The following is an 18034-nucleotide window of genomic DNA, read 5'->3' as shown; positions in this document are numbered from 1 at the left end:
ACAACACGATGAATTTACATGCGTTGACCACTTCCCCTGACCGTTGGCGATGTTATGATGGCGGCAATTTTTCTCTCTCTATGCTTACGATTCGTGAGAACCTTAAAATGTTAAAAAAACTCTTCTTCCCATTGGTAGCCCTTTTTATGCTGGCAGGCTGTGCTACCCCGCCTACCACCATTGATGTCTCACCAAAAATTACCCTGCCTCAGCAGGACCCAAGCCTGATGGGCGTCACCGTGAGCATTAACGGTGCCGATCAGCGTCAGGATCAGGCGCTGGCAAAAGTGACCCGCGATAACCAGCAGGTTACGCTCACCGCGTCCCGCGACCTGCGCTTCCTGCTTCAGGAAGTGCTGGAGAAACAGATGACGGCTCGCGGCTATATGATTGGCCCAAGCGGCGCGGTCGATCTGCAGATCATCGTGAACAACCTGTACGCTGACGTTTCCCAGGGGAACGTGCGCTACAACATCGCGACCAAAGCCGATATCGCCATTATTGCCACCGCGAAGAATGGCAACAAGATGACCAAAAACTACCGCGCCAGCTACTCCGTTGAAGGTGCTTTCCAGGCCTCTAACCAGAACATTGCTAACGCAGTGAACAGCGTGCTGACCGATACCATCGCCGATATGGCGCAGGACACCAGCATTCACGACTTCATCAAGCAAAACGCGCGTTAATCCTGCTAACTGACCCGGTATATCGCCGGGTCAGTTTTATAAAAACATGTCCAGTCACTACTTACGCATTTTCCAGCAACCGAAATCAGCCATTCTGCTGATCCTCGGCTTTGCCTCGGGTTTACCCCTCGCGCTCACTTCCGGCACGCTACAGGCGTGGATGACTGTTGAGAACATCGATCTTAAAACCATTGGCTTCTTCTCGCTTGTCGGTCAGGCCTATGTCTTTAAGTTCCTGTGGTCGCCGGTCATGGATCGCTACACCCCGCCTTTCCTGGGGCGGCGTCGCGGCTGGTTAGTGATGACCCAGATCCTGCTGCTGCTGGCCATTGCGGCGATGGGTTTTCTTGAGCCCACCACGCAGCTGCGCTGGATGGCCGCGCTCGCGGTGGTGATTGCCTTCTGTTCCGCTTCGCAGGATATCGTGTTTGACGCCTGGAAGACGGACGTGTTACCTGCGGAAGAGCGCGGTGCCGGTGCGGCAATCAGCGTGCTGGGCTATCGCCTCGGGATGCTGGTCTCAGGCGGACTGGCGCTGTGGCTGGCCGACCGTTACCTCGGCTGGCAGGGCATGTACTGGCTGATGGCGGCCCTGCTTATCCCCTGCATTATCGCTACCCTATTCGCACCCGAACCGAGTGATATCATCCCGGTCCCCCGCTCGCTGGAGCAAGCTGTCGCCGAACCGCTGCGCGACTTCTTTGGCCGCAACAACGCCTGGCTGATCCTGTTGCTTATCGTCCTTTATAAGCTGGGCGATGCCTTTGCGATGAGCCTGACCACCACCTTCCTGATCCGGGGCGTCGGTTTTGATGCCGGTGAAGTGGGCGTGGTGAATAAAACGCTGGGGCTGTTTGCGACCATCGTCGGCGCGCTCTACGGCGGCGTATTGATGCAGCGCCTGACGCTGTTCCGCGCGCTGCTGATCTTCGGCATTTTGCAAGGCGCCTCAAATGCAGGCTACTGGCTGCTGTCGGTTACCGATAAACATACGATCAGCATGGCCGCCGCGGTGTTCTTTGAAAATCTCTGTGGCGGTATGGGGACAGCGGCATTTGTCGCCCTGCTGATGACCCTGTGCAACAAGTCGTTTTCCGCCACGCAGTTTGCTCTGCTCTCGGCGCTCTCCGCCGTTGGCCGCGTCTACGTGGGTCCGATTGCCGGCTGGTTTGTTGAAGCTCACGGGTGGCCTACGTTTTATCTCTTCTCGGTCGTGGCTGCCGTGCCGGGGATTTTATTGCTGCTTGTCTGCCGCCAGACGCTGGAATATACCCAGCGGACAGAACACTTTATGCCGCGAACTGAATATCATCGCGCCTACCGTTTTGCCTTACGTCTGTTAATGGTGGGCTGCGCTGCGCTGGCGCTCTGGCTTGTGGTGCTCATTATTAATGCCAGCACGTCACTGGCGCTTCCTCTCGAAGCCCTTCTGCTGGACGCTGGCGCCCTGCTGGCCGTCGCTGGGATCCTGCTCGGGGGTCTGCTCGATTTCATGGCGTTGCGTAAAACGCAGATGACCTGAAGAGAAATGCGAAAGGTTATTTCCCGTTGTAATCACTAACCGAAATTATAACGGCGAAATAGCCGACAACTGGTAAAAAAAATATTTGTTGTTTTGTGCGGGATAGGATTTGGAAATTATTAGCTCCTTTTCCAAAACGCTATTTTTCATTAAACGATTCAGCAGAGGAGAGTTTGATTTTTCGTTTTTTAGATGTCTTTTTATTGATAATTAATTGTTAATTTTTTGTTTATTTTCAACAATGGTTATACCAATTGCCCCTTTTAAGGTATGCTTGGGGGTCCTTTCGTTATAAAGCCCACGCCATGCGGCTTCGGTCATAAAGACCGACATAATTTGCAACACTTGTGACACGTGCGGCAGAACCCGGTAACACCTTCCTGACACAGGCCTAATGATGTTTACAGTAATGTAACCTTCCCGTAAAATGCCCCCACACTTTAAACGCCACCAGACTCCGTGGAATTGAGGTCGTTAAATGAGACTCGGGAAATACAATAAAAGTTTGGGATGGTTGTCATTATTCGCGGGCACTGTATTACTCAGTGGCTGCGATTCTGCACTACTAGACCCCAAAGGACAGATTGGACTGGAACAACGTTCACTGATATTGACGGCTTTTGGCCTGATGTTGATTGTGGTTATTCCTGCCATTTTGATGGCTGTTGGTTTCGCCTGGAAGTATCGTGCGAGCAATAAAGATGCGAAGTATAGCCCCAACTGGTCACACTCCAATAAAGTGGAAGCTGTGGTCTGGACGGTACCTATTCTGATCATCCTGTTCCTTGCCGTACTGACCTGGAAAACCACTCACGCACTTGAGCCAAGCAAACCGCTGGTTCACGATGAGAAACCTATTACCATTGAAGTGGTCTCCATGGACTGGAAATGGTTCTTCATCTATCCAGAGCAGGGTATTGCTACCGTGAATGAAATCGCCTTCCCGGCGAACACTCCGGTTCAGTTCAAAGTGACCTCCAACTCCGTAATGAACTCCTTCTTCATCCCACGTCTGGGTAGCCAGATTTACGCGATGGCCGGTATGCAGACTAACCTGCACCTGATCGCGAATGAAGCAGGCACCTATGATGGTATCTCCGCCAGCTATAGCGGCCCGGGCTTCTCAGGTATGAAGTTCAAAGCTATTGCAACGCCAGACCGTGCCGCTTTCGACCAGTGGGTTGAAAAAGCGAAGCAGTCTCCAAACACCATGTCTGACATGGCGGCGTTCGAAAAAGTGGCTGCACCAAGCGAATATAACAAGGTGGAGTACTTCTCTAACGTGAAACCTGATTTGTTCAAAGACGTTATTGGCAAATTTATGGATCACGGCAAGAGCATGGACATGACCCAGCCTGAAGGCGAGCACAGCGCGCACGAAGGTATGGAAGGCATGGACATGAGCCACGCGGAAACCGCTCACTAAGGGGCCGAGGAAGAAAATGTTCGGAAAATTGACACTGGATGCAGTGCCCTACCATGAACCGATTATCGTGGTTACGGTGGCTGCAATTATCATTGGTGGCGCGGCCTTACTGGCCTTAATCACTTACTTCGGTAAGTGGAGCTACCTGTGGAACGAGTGGCTGACTTCGGTTGACCACAAAAAACTCGGTATCATGTACTGCATCGTCGGTATCGTCATGTTAATTCGTGGCTTTGCGGATGCGATCATGATGCGTAGCCAGCAGGCACTCGCTTCTGCGGGCGAAGCCGGCTTCCTGCCGCCGCACCACTACGATCAGATCTTTACCGCCCACGGCGTTATCATGATCTTCTTCGTGGCGATGCCGCTGGTTATCGGTCTGATGAACGTTGTCGTTCCGCTGCAAATCGGCGCGCGCGACGTTGCGTTCCCGTTCCTGAACAACCTGAGCTTCTGGTTCACGGTTGTCGGCGTAATCCTGGTTAACCTGTCACTGGGCGTGGGCGAATTCGCACAGACCGGCTGGCTGGCTTACCCACCGCTGTCAGGAATTGAGTACAGCCCGGGCGTTGGCGTCGACTACTGGATTTGGGCGCTTCAGCTCTCCGGTGTCGGTACTACCCTGACCGGTATCAACTTCTTTGTGACCATTATCAAGATGCGTGCCCCTGGCATGACCATGTTCAAGATGCCGGTATTTACCTGGGCATCTCTGTGCGCCAACATCCTGATTATTGCCTCCTTCCCAATTCTGACTGTCACCATCGCGCTGCTGACCCTGGACCGCTACCTGGGCACCCATTTCTTCACGAATGATATGGGCGGCAACATGATGATGTACATCAACCTGATTTGGGCCTGGGGTCACCCGGAAGTGTACATTCTGGTTCTGCCTGTTTTCGGCGTGTTCTCCGAAATCGCGGCAACCTTCTCGCGTAAACGTCTGTTTGGTTACACCTCTCTGGTGTGGGCAACCGTGTGTATTACCGTTCTGTCGTTCATCGTTTGGCTGCACCACTTCTTCACCATGGGTGCTGGCGCGAACGTAAACGCCTTCTTCGGTATTACCACCATGATTATCGCAATCCCTACCGGGGTTAAGATCTTCAACTGGCTGTTCACCATGTACCAGGGCCGTATCGTGTTCCACTCAGCAATGCTGTGGACCATCGGCTTCATCGTCACCTTCTCCGTAGGTGGGATGACCGGCGTACTGCTGGCTGTACCGGGTGCTGACTTCGTTCTGCACAACAGTCTGTTCCTGATTGCGCACTTCCATAACGTTATCATCGGTGGCGTGGTCTTCGGCTGCTTCGCTGGCGTAACCTACTGGTGGCCAAAAGCGTTCGGCTTCACGCTGAACGAAAAATGGGGTAAACGCGCGTTCTGGTTCTGGATCATCGGCTTCTTCGTGGCATTTATGCCGCTGTACGTGCTGGGCTTCATGGGTATGACCCGTCGTCTGAGCCAGCAGATCGATCCGCAGTTCCACCCAATGCTGATGGTTGCAGCGGGCGGCGCCGTGCTGATTGCCTGTGGTATCGCTTCTCAGCTGATTCAGTTCTACGTGTCTATTCGCGACCGCGACCAGAACCGTGACCTGACCGGTGACCCATGGGGTGGCCGTACGCTGGAGTGGGCGACCTCTTCTCCACCTCCTTTCTATAACTTTGCCATTGTGCCGCAGGTTCATGAGCGCGACGCATTCTGGGAAATGAAAGAAAAAGGTGAAGCATACAAGCAACCTGCTCATTACGAAGAGATCCACATGCCGAAAAACAGCGGTGCGGGCATTGTCATTGCCGCCTTCGCAACGGTATTTGGTTTCGCAATGATCTGGCACATCTGGTGGATGGCGATTGTTGGCTTCGCCGGCATCGTAATCAGCTGGATTGTGAAGAGCTTTGACGAGGACGTGGACTACTACGTACCAGTCCGTGAAGTTGAGAAGCTGGAAAATCAGCATTTCGACGAGATTTCTAAAGCGGGGCTGAAAAATGGCAACTGATACTCTGGCGCACTCGACTGCCCACGCGCATGAACATGCGCACCACGATACAGGACCGACCAAAGTCTTCGGTTTCTGGATCTACCTGATGAGCGACTGCATTCTGTTCTGCTGTCTGTTCGCGACCTATGCCGTTCTGGTGAACGGCACGGCGGGCGGCCCGGCTGGCAAGGATATCTTTGAACTGCCGTTCGTTCTGGTTGAAACCGCACTGCTGTTATTCAGCTCCATCACCTACGGCATGGCGGCTATCGCCATGTACAAAAACAACAAGAGCCAGGTAGTTTCCTGGCTGGCGTTGACCTGGTTGTTTGGTGCTGGGTTTATCGGGATGGAAATCTATGAATTCCATCACCTGATCATGGAAGGCTTCGGTCCGGATCGCAGTGGCTTCCTGTCCGCGTTCTTCGCGCTGGTAGGCACCCACGGTCTGCACGTAACCTCTGGTCTGATCTGGATGGCGGTACTGATGTTCCAGGTATCCCGTCGCGGCCTGACCAGCACTAACCGTACCCGTATCATGTGCCTGAGTCTGTTCTGGCACTTCCTGGACGTGGTGTGGATCTGTGTGTTCTCTGTTGTATATCTGATGGGGGCGATGTAATGAGTCATTCAAACGATCATGGCGCTTCCCACGGTAGCGTAAAAACCTACATGACAGGTTTCATCCTGTCGATCATCCTGACGGTGATCCCGTTCTGGATGGTGATGAGCGGCTCTGCGTCTAAACCGGTTATTCTGGGTGCAATCCTGGTGACCGCGGTGATTCAGATTCTGGTGCATCTGGTTTGCTTCCTGCACATGAACACCAAGTCCGATGAAGGCTGGAACATGACGGCCTTCATCTTTACCGTGATTATCATCGCTATCCTGGTAGTCGGTTCCATCTGGATTATGTGGAACCTCAACTACAACATGATGGTTCACTAAGAGCGGCGAGTATGTTTAAGCAATACCTGCAAGTAACGAAACCAGGCATCATCTTTGGCAACCTGATCTCCGTGATCGGAGGGTTCCTGCTGGCCTCCAAAGGCAGCATTGATTACACCCTCTTTATTTACACGCTGGTCGGTGTGTCACTGGTTGTTGCGTCCGGTTGTGTATTTAACAACTACATCGACATGGATATCGACAAGAAGATGGAAAGGACCAAAAATCGGGTGCTGGTGAAAGGCCTGATCGCCCCTTCCGTCTCGCTGGTGTACGCCACCTTGCTGGGTATTGCTGGCTTTATGCTGCTGTGGTTTGGTGCTAACCCGCTGGCCTGCTGGCTGGGGGTGATGGGGTTCGTGGTTTATGTGGGCGTTTACAGCCTGTATATGAAGCGTCACTCCGTCTACGGCACGCTGATTGGTTCTCTCTCCGGCGCTGCGCCGCCGGTGATTGGCTACTGCGCGGTCACGAACGAGTTCGACAGCGGTGCGCTGATTCTGCTGGCTATCTTTAGCCTGTGGCAGATGCCGCACTCTTATGCCATCGCGATTTTCCGCTTCAAGGATTATCAGGCAGCGAACATCCCGGTTCTGCCGGTCGTGAAAGGCATTTCCGTTGCTAAAAACCACATAACGCTCTACATCATCGCCTTTGCTGTTGCAACGCTGATGCTCTCTCTGGGCGGTTACGCTGGATACAAATATCTGGCGGTAGCGGCTGCGGTGAGCGTCTGGTGGCTCGGTATGGCGCTGCGCGGTTACAAAGTGGAAGATGACAAAGTCTGGGCGCGCAAACTGTTTGTGTTCTCGATTGTCGCCATCACCTCTCTGTCCGTTATGATGTCCGTGGACTTCATGGTGCCGGATTCACACAACCTGCTGACTTACGTCTGGTAAGCCACAACAGGTGAATAAAGGGTGCTTCGGCACCCTTTTTTATTCACCGAATCTATTAATAACGCATGTAATATTTGTTAAATAACCCTTTATTTACCCCGCCCCTTCCCCGCACTACACTATGGCCTGCTTTTGAACTGAGGTGGTAATGAACGATTATAAAATGACGCCAGGCGAGCTTCGCGCGACCTGGGGCTTAGGGACTGTCTTCTCGCTACGGATGCTTGGCATGTTTATGGTCCTGCCTGTTCTGACCACGTACGGTATGGCGCTGCAGGGAGCCAGCGAGGCGCTGATTGGCCTGGCCATTGGCATTTACGGTCTGGCGCAGGCGGTATTCCAGATCCCATTTGGCCTGCTCTCTGACCGGGTGGGTCGAAAGCCGCTGATCGTCGGCGGGCTGCTGGTCTTTGTCCTCGGTAGCGTCATTGCCGCCCTCTCCCACTCCATCTGGGGCATTATTCTCGGCCGCGCCCTGCAGGGCTCTGGCGCGATTGCCGCCGCGGTGATGGCGCTGCTCTCAGACTTAACCCGCGAGCAGAACCGTACTAAAGCGATGGCCTTCATCGGCGTGAGCTTTGGCGTCACCTTTGCGATTGCGATGGTGTTGGGCCCCATTATTACCCATGCGCTTGGCCTGCACGCCCTGTTCTGGATGATTGCCGTGCTGGCGACCCTCGGTATTGCCTTAACCCTGTGGGTGGTGCCGGACAGCAAAAACCACGTCCTCAACCGTGAATCGGGGATGGTAAAAGGCTGCTTCAGCAAAGTGATTGTTGAACCACGCCTGCTGAAGCTCAATTTTGGCATTATGTGTCTGCACATCCTGCTGATGTCGACCTTTGTCGCCCTGCCTGGCCAGCTTGCCGCTGCGGGCTTCCCGGCGGCAGAGCACTGGAAAATTTATCTGGTCACGATGCTGATTTCGTTTGTCTCCGTCGTGCCGTTTATCATCTACGCCGAAGTGAAGCGCAAAATGAAGCGCGTCTTCGTGGGCTGCGTGGCAGTCCTGCTGATTGCCGAGATCGTGCTCTGGGGTTCCGGCCCGCACTTCTGGGAACTGATTGCCGGCGTCCAGCTCTTCTTCCTGGCCTTTAACCTGATGGAAGCCCTGCTCCCGTCGCTGATTAGCAAAGAATCCCCCGCCGGTTACAAAGGCACGGCAATGGGCATTTACTCCACCAGCCAGTTTCTCGGCGTGGCGATCGGCGGCTCGCTTGGCGGCTGGGTGGACGGGCTGTTTGATTCGCAAACCGTGTTTCTTGCAGGCGCGCTGCTGGCGACAGTCTGGCTGCTGGTTGCCAGCACCATGAAAGAGCCGCGCTACGTGAGCAGCCTGCGGGTAGAAATCCCGGATGATGTGGAAATTAGCGATGCGCTGAAGCAGCGTCTGGAAGCAAAAGAGGGCGTGACCGAGGTGCTTATTGTTCCGGAAGAACGCAGCGCTTACGTCAAAATAGACAGTAAAATGACCAACCGCTTTGAGGTCGAACAGGCGCTCAAAGCCTGAAAAAAAGCCCGGTTAAACCGGGCTTTTTTATGTTAATCGCGGAAGTTTTTAAACTGGAATGGTTGTCCCAGATCGCCGCCGCGCACCAGCGCCATCACGGACTGCAGGTCATCGCGGGACTTGCCGGTGACGCGAATTTCTTCACCCTGGATCTGCGCCTGCACCTTCAGCTTGCTGTCTTTGATGAGCTTAACGATCTTCTTCTGCACCGCGCTCTCAATGCCCTGCTTCAGCTTGGCTTCAACAAACCAGTTTTTACCGCTGTGCACAAACTCTTCGGGAACATCCAGAGACGTCCCTTCAATGCCGCGTTTTAACAGCTTGGCGCGCAGAATGTCGAGCAGCTGATTCACCTGGAAATCAGACTCGCTCAGCACCTTAATAGTCTTATTTGCATCGTTCAGCTCAAACGACGCCTCAACGCCACGAAAATCGAAACGTGACTCAACTTCGCGGGTTGCGTTCTCTACGCCGTTGCGAACTTCCTGGATATCAACTTCGGAAACAATATCGAAAGATGGCATCTTTTCTTCTCCCTTCACTTTTGTTGCGTTGCATAATACCCGCTACGAGGCATAACTCAACAGAAGCTTAGCTGTATAATTAAGCTGTAACACCTGGCGCAGTTGCAGGTGAGGAGGAACAATGAAAATTACAGTGCTCGGATGCGGAGCGCTTGGCCAGTTGTGGCTGACCGCGCTGTGCAAGCACGGACATGAGGTTCAGGGCTGGCTGCGCGTGCCCCAGCCCTATTGCAGCGTGAATCTGATTGGTGAAGACGGAAGCATCTTTAACGAATCGCTTACCGCCAACGATCCAGATTTCCTGGCGCAAAGCGACCTTTTGCTGGTGACGCTCAAGGCGTGGCAGGTCTCAGACGCGGTGAAAACACTGGCCGCGCAGCTCCCCCCCACTTCCCCCATACTGCTGCTGCACAATGGCATGGGGACGCTCGATGAGCTGAAAAGCGTCCCGCAGCCCCTGCTGATGGCGACGACCACACACGCCGCCCGCCGCGACGGAAATATCATCGTGCATGTCGCCAGCGGCGTAACGCACATCGGCCCCGCCAGAACGCAGGATGGGGACTACAGTTATCTTGCCGATGTTCTGCAGAAGGTGTTGCCGGACGTGGCCTGGCATAACCATATTCGTCCTCAGCTCTGGCGCAAGCTGGCCGTAAACTGCGTGATTAATCCGCTGACGGCGCTGTGGGACTGTCCGAACGGGGAGCTAAAAAATCATCCGCAGGACGTTGCGACGCTGTGTGCGGAAGTCGCGGCGGTCGTTGAGCGGGAAGGCCTGCATACCTCAGCGGACGATTTACGCTGTTATGTTGAGCAGGTTATTGAGAGTACTGCAGAAAACATCTCCTCGATGTTGCAGGACGTTCGGGCATTACGCCACACGGAGATCGACTACATTACCGGCTATCTGCTAAAACGCGCCCGCGCGCACGGTATCGCCGTGCCGGAAAACGCCCGTCTGTATGACCTGGTTAAACGTAAGGAGAGTGAATATGAGCGCGTCGGCACTGATCTGCCTCGCCCCTGGTAGCGAAGAGACAGAAGCGGTCACCACCATTGATTTAATGGTGCGCGGCGGCATCACCGTGACAACCGCCAGCGTCGCCAGCGACGGTAATCTGGCCGTCACCTGCTCGCGCGGGGTGAAGCTCCTCGCGGATGCCCCGCTTGTGCAAGTGGCGGACGGGGATTACGACATCATCGTCCTGCCGGGTGGCCTGAAGGGTGCGGAGTATTTTCGCGACAGCCCGCTGCTGGTCGAGACCGTGCGTCAGTTCCACTTATCAGGTCGGATCGTCGCAGCCATCTGCGCCGCCGCCGGCACGGTTCTGGTTCCGCATGACATCTTCCCCATCGGCAACATGACCGGCTTCCCGGGGCTGAAAGAGACCATTCCGGAAGACCAGTGGGTGGATAAACGCGTGGTCTGGGATCCGCGCGTCAACCTGCTGACCAGCCAGGGGCCAGGTACCGCGATTGATTTTGGCTTAAAGATTATTGACCTGCTGGTCGGGCGTGAAAAAGCGTACGAAGTGGCGTCATCGCTGGTGATGCCGGCGGGAATTTATAATTATTACGAATAAAAAAGCCGGGTGGCGGCTACGCCTTACCCGGCCTACACGTGCTCATCTTTTCTCCCTCTCCCCGTGGGAGAGGGTCGGGGTGAGGGCATCACGCCACACTCCCCCGCAAGAAACTACGGGCGATACACCTTCACATTGGCAAAGCCCTGCTCGCGCAGATACAGCGCCTGCAGGCGGCTCATCACCCCACGCTCGCACCACAGCAGATATGTTTTGCTCTTGTCGAGATCGCCAAATTTCGTGCTCAGCTTGTAGAACGGCAGAGAAACCACCTCAACGCCTTCGACGTTCAGCGGGCTGGCGTCCTGTTCATCGATAGAACGAATATCCACAATCACATCGCTGGCACCAAAACCGCTCACGGTTTCAACTTCAACGACTTCCTGCTCGGTCTGCTGGGCAATCTCACGGATATCAATGTTGGAGGCTTCCTCCACCACTTTGTCCAGGATGGCAAAATCGAAGTTCTCTTCTTCCGCTTCGATCTTCGCCTTCACCGCTTTGACGGTCGGGCTTTTTGAGATCACGCCGCAGTATTCCGGCATGGTGCGGGCAAAATCTTCGGTGCCGATTTCGCGCGCCAGATCGATGATGTGCTCTTTGTCGTGGGAGATCAGCGGACGCAGGATCAGGGTATCAGACACGTTGTCGATCAGACGCAGGTTGGTCAGCGTCTGGCTGGAGACCTGGCCCAGCGCTTCGCCGGTGACCAGCGCCTGCACGCCGTAGCGCTCGGCCACTTTAGAGGCCGCGCGCACCATCATGCGCTTCAGGATGACGCCCATCTGGCCGTCGTCCACTTTCTCAAGGATTTCGCCAACCACAGGTTCGAAGTTGATCGCCACAAAACGCACGCGATGGGAGCTGCCGAAGCGGTTCCACAGGTAATGCGCCACCTGACGAACGCCGATTTCGTGCGCCGCGCCGCCCAGGTTGAAGAAGCAGTAATGCACGCGGCAGCCGCGACGCATCAGCATATAGCTGGAGACGCCGGAGTCGAAGCCGCCGGAGATCAGAGACAGAACATCTTCCTGAGTCCCGATCGGGAAGCCGCCGATACCTTCATAGCGCCCTTTCACCAGCAGCAGGCGATCGTTTTCGATCTCCAGATTGACGGTCACGTCCGGGTTGGTCAGACGTACGCGCGCAGACTCGACGTGCTGGTTCAGACCGCCGCCAACATAACGTTCCACTTCAATGGAGCTAAACTCGTGCTTACCGCGACGCTTCACGCGTACGCAAAAGGTTTTGCCTTCGATCTGGTCGCGGTACTGGACCAGCGCTTTCTCGAAGATGTCGTGCATATCGCTGAACGGGACGTCTTCCACTTCCAGAATATGGTGGATCCCCGGAATACGGGTCAGGGCGTCGCGAATATCCTGACGTTTGTTTTCGTCTTTCGCACGGACCTCAACGTGGTCCCAGTGGCGCACCACGGCGAGGGTCTCGTCGTAGTGCTTTAATACGTTACGAATGTTCCCGGTGAGAATTTTAATAAAGCGCAAACGCACAGATTGGCTTTTGATGGTGATTTCAGGGAACAATTTAATGATAAACTTCATGGCGGCAATGTTTCTTAGGCAAGCGTATTAAGGCTTGTAATGGAAAAGAGTACAGCAGCCCACACCCGTGGCTGCATCCAGGCGCGCAAGTATACCACCATCGCGCCGCTCCTGTGCACATTGCGCGTTATTTGATAATTGCCCTGAGTCCGTTACCATGTCGGGGCGAAGAATATAAGAGTCAATTCACTATGCCGAAGAAGAACGACGCACCGGCCAGTTTCGAAACTGCGCTGAGTGAACTGGAGCAAATTGTCACCCGCCTTGAGAGCGGCGATCTCCCGCTGGAAGAGGCGCTCAATGAATTCGAGCGCGGCGTGCAGCTGGCGCGTCAGGGGCAGCTCAAACTGCAGCAGGCCGAACAGCGCGTGCAGATCCTGCTTTCCGACAGCGAAGACGCGAAAACCACGCCATTCACACCGGACGCCGAGTAAATGGATTTTGCCAACGAGCTTCAGGCGCGCGTCGTGCGCGCCAACGACGCCCTGCGCCGTTTTATTGCGCCACAGCCTTTTCAGAACACTCCACTGGTTGAAGCCATGCACTATGGCGCACTCTTGGGTGGAAAGCGTCTGCGCCCGTTTCTGGTCTACGCCACAGGCAGTATGTTTGGCATTAGCGATAACACGCTGGACGCCCCAGCAGCCGCCGTTGAGTGTATCCACGCCTACTCGCTGATCCACGATGATTTACCGGCTATGGACGACGACGATTTGCGTCGGGGTCAACCGACCTGCCATATCAAGTTTGGCGAGGCGAACGCCATTCTGGCGGGTGATGCCCTGCAAACGCTGGCATTCTCGATTCTGAGCGACGCGCCGATGGCTGAAGTGGCTGACCGCGACCGCCTGGCGATGATCTCCGAACTGGCAATGGCCAGCGGCGTGGCCGGCATGTGCGGCGGCCAGGCCTTGGATCTGGACGCGGAAGGACGTCAGGTTAATCTGGAACAGCTGGAGCGTATTCATCGCCATAAAACCGGGGCGCTGATTCGTTCAGCCGTACGCCTGGGCGCGCTGAGCGCGGGTGAGCAAGGGCGCAAAGCCCTGCCGATTCTGGACAGATACGCAGAAAGTATCGGTCTGGCGTTCCAGGTTCAGGATGACATTCTGGATGTGGTGGGCGATACTGCAACATTGGGAAAACGTCAGGGTGCGGACCAGCAGCTTGGCAAAAGTACCTACCCCGCCCTGCTGGGCCTTGAGCAAGCCCAACGTAAAGCCCGGGATCTGATAGAGGATGCCCGCCAGTCTCTGAATCAGCTGGCCGCGCAATCGCTGGATACCTCGGCACTGGAAGCGCTAGCGGACTATATAATCCAGCGTGATAAATAAACACACTATCTCGATGAGCCTTTGATGAGTTTTGATATTGCCAAATACCCGACACTGGCGTTAGTTGACTCCACCCAGGAGTTACGTCTGTTGCCGAAAGAGAGCCTGCCGAAGCTGTGCGACGAACTGCGTCGCTACCTGCTCGACAGCGTTAGCCGCTCCAGCGGCCATTTCGCCTCCGGGCTTGGCACGGTTGAGCTGACCGTGGCGCTGCATTACGTCTATAACACGCCGTTCGATCAGCTGATTTGGGACGTAGGGCACCAGGCATATCCGCACAAAATTCTGACCGGACGTCGCGATAAAATTGGCACCATTCGACAGAAAGGCGGCCTGCATCCGTTCCCGTGGCGCGGTGAGAGCGAGTATGACGTGCTGAGCGTCGGTCACTCCTCCACCTCCATTTCTGCGGGTATCGGTATTGCCGTTGCCGCCGAAAAAGAGAACAAACAGCGCCGCACCGTCTGCGTGATTGGCGACGGTGCTATCACCGCAGGTATGGCCTTTGAGGCCATGAACCACGCGGGCGACATCAAGCCGGACATGCTGGTTATTCTTAACGATAACGAAATGTCGATTTCCGAAAATGTCGGCGCGCTGAACAACCATCTGGCTCAGCTGCTCTCCGGCAAGCTTTACTCCTCGCTGCGCGAAGGCGGCAAGAAAGTTTTCTCCGGCGTACCGCCGATTAAAGAGCTGCTCAAGCGTACCGAAGAGCACATAAAAGGCATGGTCGTGCCGGGCACCCTGTTTGAAGAGCTGGGCTTCAACTATATCGGCCCGGTTGACGGCCATGACGTGCTGGGTCTGGTGACCACGCTCAAGAACATGCGCGACCTGAAAGGCCCGCAGTTCCTGCACATCATGACCAAAAAAGGGCGTGGCTACGAACCGGCGGAAAAAGATCCGATTACCTTCCACGCTGTACCTAAATTTGACCCGTCCAGCGGCTGTCTGCCAAAAAGCAGCGGCGGCATGCCGAGCTATTCAAAAATCTTTGGCGACTGGCTGTGCGAAACCGCAGCGAAAGACAACAAGCTGATGGCGGTCACCCCGGCCATGCGCGAAGGCTCCGGCATGGTGGAGTTCTCTAAAAAATACCCGGACCAGTATTTTGACGTGGCCATTGCCGAGCAGCACGCGGTGACGTTTGCAGCGGGTCTGGCCATTGGCGGCTATAAGCCGGTTGTCGCTATCTATTCCACCTTCCTGCAGCGCGCCTACGATCAGGTGATCCATGACGTGGCCATTCAGAAGCTACCGGTACTGTTTGCTATCGATCGTGCGGGCATCGTCGGTGCCGACGGCCAGACTCACCAGGGCGCGTTTGACCTGTCGTTCCTGCGCTGTATTCCCGATATGGTTGTCATGACGCCAAGCGACGAAAACGAATGTCGTCAGATGCTGTTTACCGGCTACCACTATCAGGATGGTCCAAGTGCCGTTCGCTACCCGCGCGGTAATGCGGTGGGCGTTGAGCTGCAGCCGCTGGAAAAGCTGGCGATCGGTAAAGGTCTGGTAAAACGTCGCGGTGAGAAAGTGGCAATTCTGAACTTCGGTACGCTGATGCCGGAGGCCGCGAAAGTGGCTGAAACGCTGAATGCCACCCTGGTGGATATGCGCTTTGTGAAGCCGCTCGACGAGTCTCTGATCCTGAGCATGGCGCAGACGCATGACGTGCTGGTCACGCTGGAAGAAAACGCCATTATGGGCGGTGCGGGCAGCGGCGTGAACGAGGTGCTGATGGCAAACCGTAAAGCCGTTCCGGTGCTGAACCTCGGCCTGCCGGATCATTTCATTCCGCAAGGTACCCAGGACGAAGCCCGCGCGGCGATTGGCCTGGACGCCGCCGGTATCGAAGCCAAAATCCGCGCCTGGCTGGACTAATCCCTCCCCTTTTCCGCTCCTGCTATGCTTAAACCTGGTGTTTAAACAGCAGGAGCGGACCGTGCAATACACTACATTAGGAAAAACCGACCTCAAGGTTTCCCGACTTTGTCTGGGATGCATGACCTTCGGCGAGCCCGATCGGGGAAATCACGCCTGGACGCTGCCGGAAGAGAGCAGCCGTCCGATTATCAAACGCGCCATTGAGGGCGGCATTAACTTCTTTGACACCGCCAACAGCTACTCCGACGGCAGCAGCGAGGAGATTGTTGGTCGCGCCCTGCGCGATTTTGCTCGTCGTGATGAAATCGTCGTCGCCACCAAGGTGTACTACCCGGTGGGCGACCTGCCTCAGGGCCTTTCTCGCGCGCAGATCCTGCGTTCCATTGATGACAGCCTCAGACGCCTGAACATGGATTACGTCGATCTGCTGCAAATTCACCGCTGGGATTACAACACGCCGATCGAGGAGACGCTTGAAGCGCTCAACGACGTCGTAAAGGCCGGTAAAGCGCGCTACATCGGCGCGTCGTCTATGCACGCGTCGCAGTTTGCACAGGCGCTGGATCTCCAGGCGCAGCACGGCTGGGCGCGCTTTGTCACCATGCAGGATCACTACAATCTGATCTATCGTGAAGAAGAACGAGAGATGTTGCCGCTGTGCCATCAGGAGGGCGTCGCGGTGATCCCGTGGAGCCCGCTGGCACGCGGCCGGCTGACCCGCCCGTGGGGAGAAACCACGGCCCGCCTGGTATCGGATGAAGTGGGAAAAAACCTGTACGAAGGAACAGAGGCCAGCGATGCGCTAATCGCCGAACGCTTAGCCGGGATCGCCGACGATACCGGAGCAACCCGCGCCCAGGTGGCACTGGCGTGGCTGCTGGGTAAGCGCGGCGTTGCGGCACCGATTATCGGCACATCCCGGGAAGAGCAGCTGGATGAGCTGCTGAGTGCAGTGGATTTATCCCTGACACCGGAGCAGGTTGCCGAGCTGGAGACGCCGTATCAGCAGCATCCGGTGGTGGGGTTTAAGTAAATACTTGCCGGGTGGCGGCTTCGCCTTACCCGGCCTACGCTCTCACCCTATTTGTAGGCCGGGTAAGCGCAGCGCCACCCGGCAATACAGAACACACAAACTTACGCGAAGTGATCGTACCCTTTCCAGTCCAGCGTCACAGGCGTACCGTCTTTCACAAACTTCAGCCCTTCGCTTTCCGGCATGATCTGACCGATACAGGTAAACTTCGCGCCGAGATGCGCTAACGCGACATCCAGCGTCCCACGGTTCAGCTCCGGCACGGTGAAGCACAGCTCATAATCTTCGCCACCGGAGAGCGCCCAGCGCAGGGCCTGCTCAGGCTCCACATGGCGAAGCAGTTGCTCTGACAGCGGGAACAGGTCCAGGTCAACGCGCGCGCCGACGCCGCTGGCCTTCAGAATATGGCCGAGGTCTGAGATGAGACCGTCAGAGAGATCGATAGCCGAGCTTGCCCGCTCGCGCAGCGCCTGGCCGTGCAGAATACGCGGCGTCGGGCGCAGATGGCGTTTAACCAGATATGCCGCATCGTCAGCGTCTTTCACGGTTAAGCGATCCTGCAGAATAGCCAGCCCTGCCGCGCTGTCACCAGGCGTACCGGTCACGTAAATCCAGTCGCCGGGTTTTGCGCCTGAGCGCTTCAGCGCGCGACCGAGCGGGACATAGCCGTGGATCGCCAGCGTCATCGACAGCGGCCCGGCAGTGGTATCGCCGCCAATCAGCTGCATATCGTAGTAGTTGAGCTGCTCAAACAGCGCATCGCTGAAGGCTTCAAGCCAGGCTTCATCTACCTCAGGCAGCGTCAGAGCCAGCGTCAGCCACGCGGGATCGGCACCCATTGCCGCCAGATCGCTAACGTTAACCGCCAGCGCTTTATACGCCAGATCGGCAGGATCGATATCCGGTAAAAAATGACGTCCGCACACTAAGGTGTCGGTGCTGATTGCCAGCGTCTGTTTTTCGGGAATATTGAGAAGTGCACAGTCATCGCCAATGCCGGTTTCAACATCAAGACGAGAGGTTCTGACACGGTCGAAATAACGGGCAATCAGGGAGAATTCGCCGCATGCCATACGTTATGCCTCAGCAAATAAAAGAAAAAACCGGAGCCGCACTGCCCGTCA

The 18034-nt window shown here is 55.7% G+C and carries 17 protein-coding genes; 14 read left to right on the top strand and 3 right to left on the bottom strand.

Translation table 11 applies throughout. The features are described from left to right. Window positions 1-107 precede the first annotated feature (107 nt). The 8 genes from AC3WOK_RS16375 (at window position 108) to AC3WOK_RS16340 (ending at window position 8981) form a co-directional block, all read left to right on the top strand. Window positions 108-686: a lipoprotein gene (locus tag AC3WOK_RS16375; RefSeq protein ID WP_023310568.1), complete on the top strand. Its 579-nt coding sequence runs from the start codon at window positions 108-110 to the stop codon at window positions 684-686. Window positions 687-732: 46 nt separating this feature from the next. Continuing rightward, window positions 733-2208, top strand: coding sequence for a muropeptide MFS transporter AmpG (ampG, locus tag AC3WOK_RS16370; RefSeq protein WP_059311214.1), 1476 nt, complete (start codon window positions 733-735; stop codon window positions 2206-2208). Window positions 2209-2686: 478 nt separating this feature from the next. Further along, window positions 2687-3634 (top strand): cytochrome o ubiquinol oxidase subunit II, encoded by a 948-nt coding sequence (gene cyoA, locus AC3WOK_RS16365; protein ID WP_014882770.1) that lies wholly within the window; start codon window positions 2687-2689, stop codon window positions 3632-3634. A gap of 16 nt (window positions 3635-3650) precedes the next feature. After that, entirely contained in the window at window positions 3651-5642 is a 1992-nt protein-coding gene (cyoB, locus tag AC3WOK_RS16360) for a cytochrome o ubiquinol oxidase subunit I (protein ID WP_014168864.1), read from the top strand. Further along, entirely contained in the window at window positions 5632-6246 is a 615-nt protein-coding gene (locus AC3WOK_RS16355) for a cytochrome o ubiquinol oxidase subunit III (protein ID WP_047347281.1), read from the top strand. Before cyoB ends, AC3WOK_RS16355 begins: the two co-directional genes overlap by 11 nt. Continuing rightward, a complete protein-coding gene (locus AC3WOK_RS16350) occupies window positions 6246-6572 on the top strand; it encodes a cytochrome o ubiquinol oxidase subunit IV (RefSeq protein WP_006176899.1) in 327 nt (108 codons plus the stop codon). Before AC3WOK_RS16355 ends, AC3WOK_RS16350 begins: the two co-directional genes overlap by 1 nt. 11 nt (window positions 6573-6583) lie before the next feature. Further along, entirely contained in the window at window positions 6584-7471 is an 888-nt protein-coding gene (gene cyoE / locus AC3WOK_RS16345; protein ID WP_013095848.1) for a heme o synthase, read from the top strand. A gap of 148 nt (window positions 7472-7619) precedes the next feature. Beyond that, window positions 7620-8981 carry an MFS transporter gene (locus AC3WOK_RS16340; RefSeq protein ID WP_492354812.1) on the top strand — a complete coding sequence of 454 codons (1362 nt, stop codon included), beginning with the start codon at window positions 7620-7622 and terminating at the stop codon, window positions 8979-8981. Window positions 8982-9013: 32 nt separating this feature from the next. On the opposite strand, the gene AC3WOK_RS16335 is transcribed toward AC3WOK_RS16340, so the two are convergent. After that, complete coding sequence (locus AC3WOK_RS16335; RefSeq protein WP_023334701.1) at window positions 9014-9505, bottom strand: YajQ family cyclic di-GMP-binding protein; 492 nt, start codon at window positions 9503-9505, stop codon at window positions 9014-9016. 121 nt (window positions 9506-9626) lie between these two features. Here AC3WOK_RS16335 and panE point away from each other — a divergent pair, with 121 nt between their 5' ends. Next, window positions 9627-10538, top strand: coding sequence for a 2-dehydropantoate 2-reductase (gene panE / locus AC3WOK_RS16330; RefSeq protein ID WP_047347283.1), 912 nt, complete (start codon window positions 9627-9629; stop codon window positions 10536-10538). Then, a complete protein-coding gene (gene yajL, locus AC3WOK_RS16325; protein ID WP_059310520.1) occupies window positions 10501-11091 on the top strand; it encodes a protein deglycase YajL in 591 nt (196 codons plus the stop codon). Before panE ends, yajL begins: the two co-directional genes overlap by 38 nt. A gap of 113 nt (window positions 11092-11204) precedes the next feature. Here the strand turns inward: yajL and thiI are convergent, their stop codons facing one another. Continuing rightward, on the bottom strand, window positions 11205-12653 hold the full coding sequence (thiI, locus tag AC3WOK_RS16320; RefSeq protein ID WP_047347285.1) for a tRNA uracil 4-sulfurtransferase ThiI: 1449 nt from the start codon (window positions 12651-12653) through the stop codon (window positions 11205-11207). A gap of 191 nt (window positions 12654-12844) precedes the next feature. On the opposite strand from thiI, the gene xseB reads away from it, so the two are divergent. From xseB to AC3WOK_RS16300, 4 genes are all read left to right on the top strand, one after another. After that, window positions 12845-13087 (top strand): exodeoxyribonuclease VII small subunit, encoded by a 243-nt coding sequence (gene xseB, locus AC3WOK_RS16315; protein ID WP_492354811.1) that lies wholly within the window; start codon window positions 12845-12847, stop codon window positions 13085-13087. Beyond that, window positions 13088-13987 (top strand): (2E,6E)-farnesyl diphosphate synthase, encoded by a 900-nt coding sequence (ispA, locus tag AC3WOK_RS16310; protein ID WP_047347286.1) that lies wholly within the window; start codon window positions 13088-13090, stop codon window positions 13985-13987. A gap of 24 nt (window positions 13988-14011) precedes the next feature. Then, the gene (dxs, locus tag AC3WOK_RS16305; RefSeq protein ID WP_059310518.1) at window positions 14012-15874 is read left to right on the top strand and encodes a 1-deoxy-D-xylulose-5-phosphate synthase; all 1863 of its coding nucleotides are present in this window, start codon (window positions 14012-14014) and stop codon (window positions 15872-15874) included. A 61-nt stretch (window positions 15875-15935) separates the two neighbouring features. Beyond that, window positions 15936-16910 (top strand): aldo/keto reductase, encoded by a 975-nt coding sequence (locus tag AC3WOK_RS16300; protein WP_059310517.1) that lies wholly within the window; start codon window positions 15936-15938, stop codon window positions 16908-16910. A 101-nt stretch (window positions 16911-17011) separates the two neighbouring features. Here AC3WOK_RS16300 and thiL read toward each other — a convergent pair whose 3' ends face one another. Next, a complete protein-coding gene (gene thiL / locus AC3WOK_RS16295; RefSeq protein ID WP_492354810.1) occupies window positions 17012-17983 on the bottom strand; it encodes a thiamine-phosphate kinase in 972 nt (323 codons plus the stop codon). Window positions 17984-18034 lie beyond the last annotated feature (51 nt).

The organism is Enterobacter sp. FW301-JW81 (assembly GCF_058788735.1).
The sequence above is the reverse complement of the archived record's forward strand: the minus strand, read 5'-3'. Positions and strand labels throughout refer to the sequence as shown.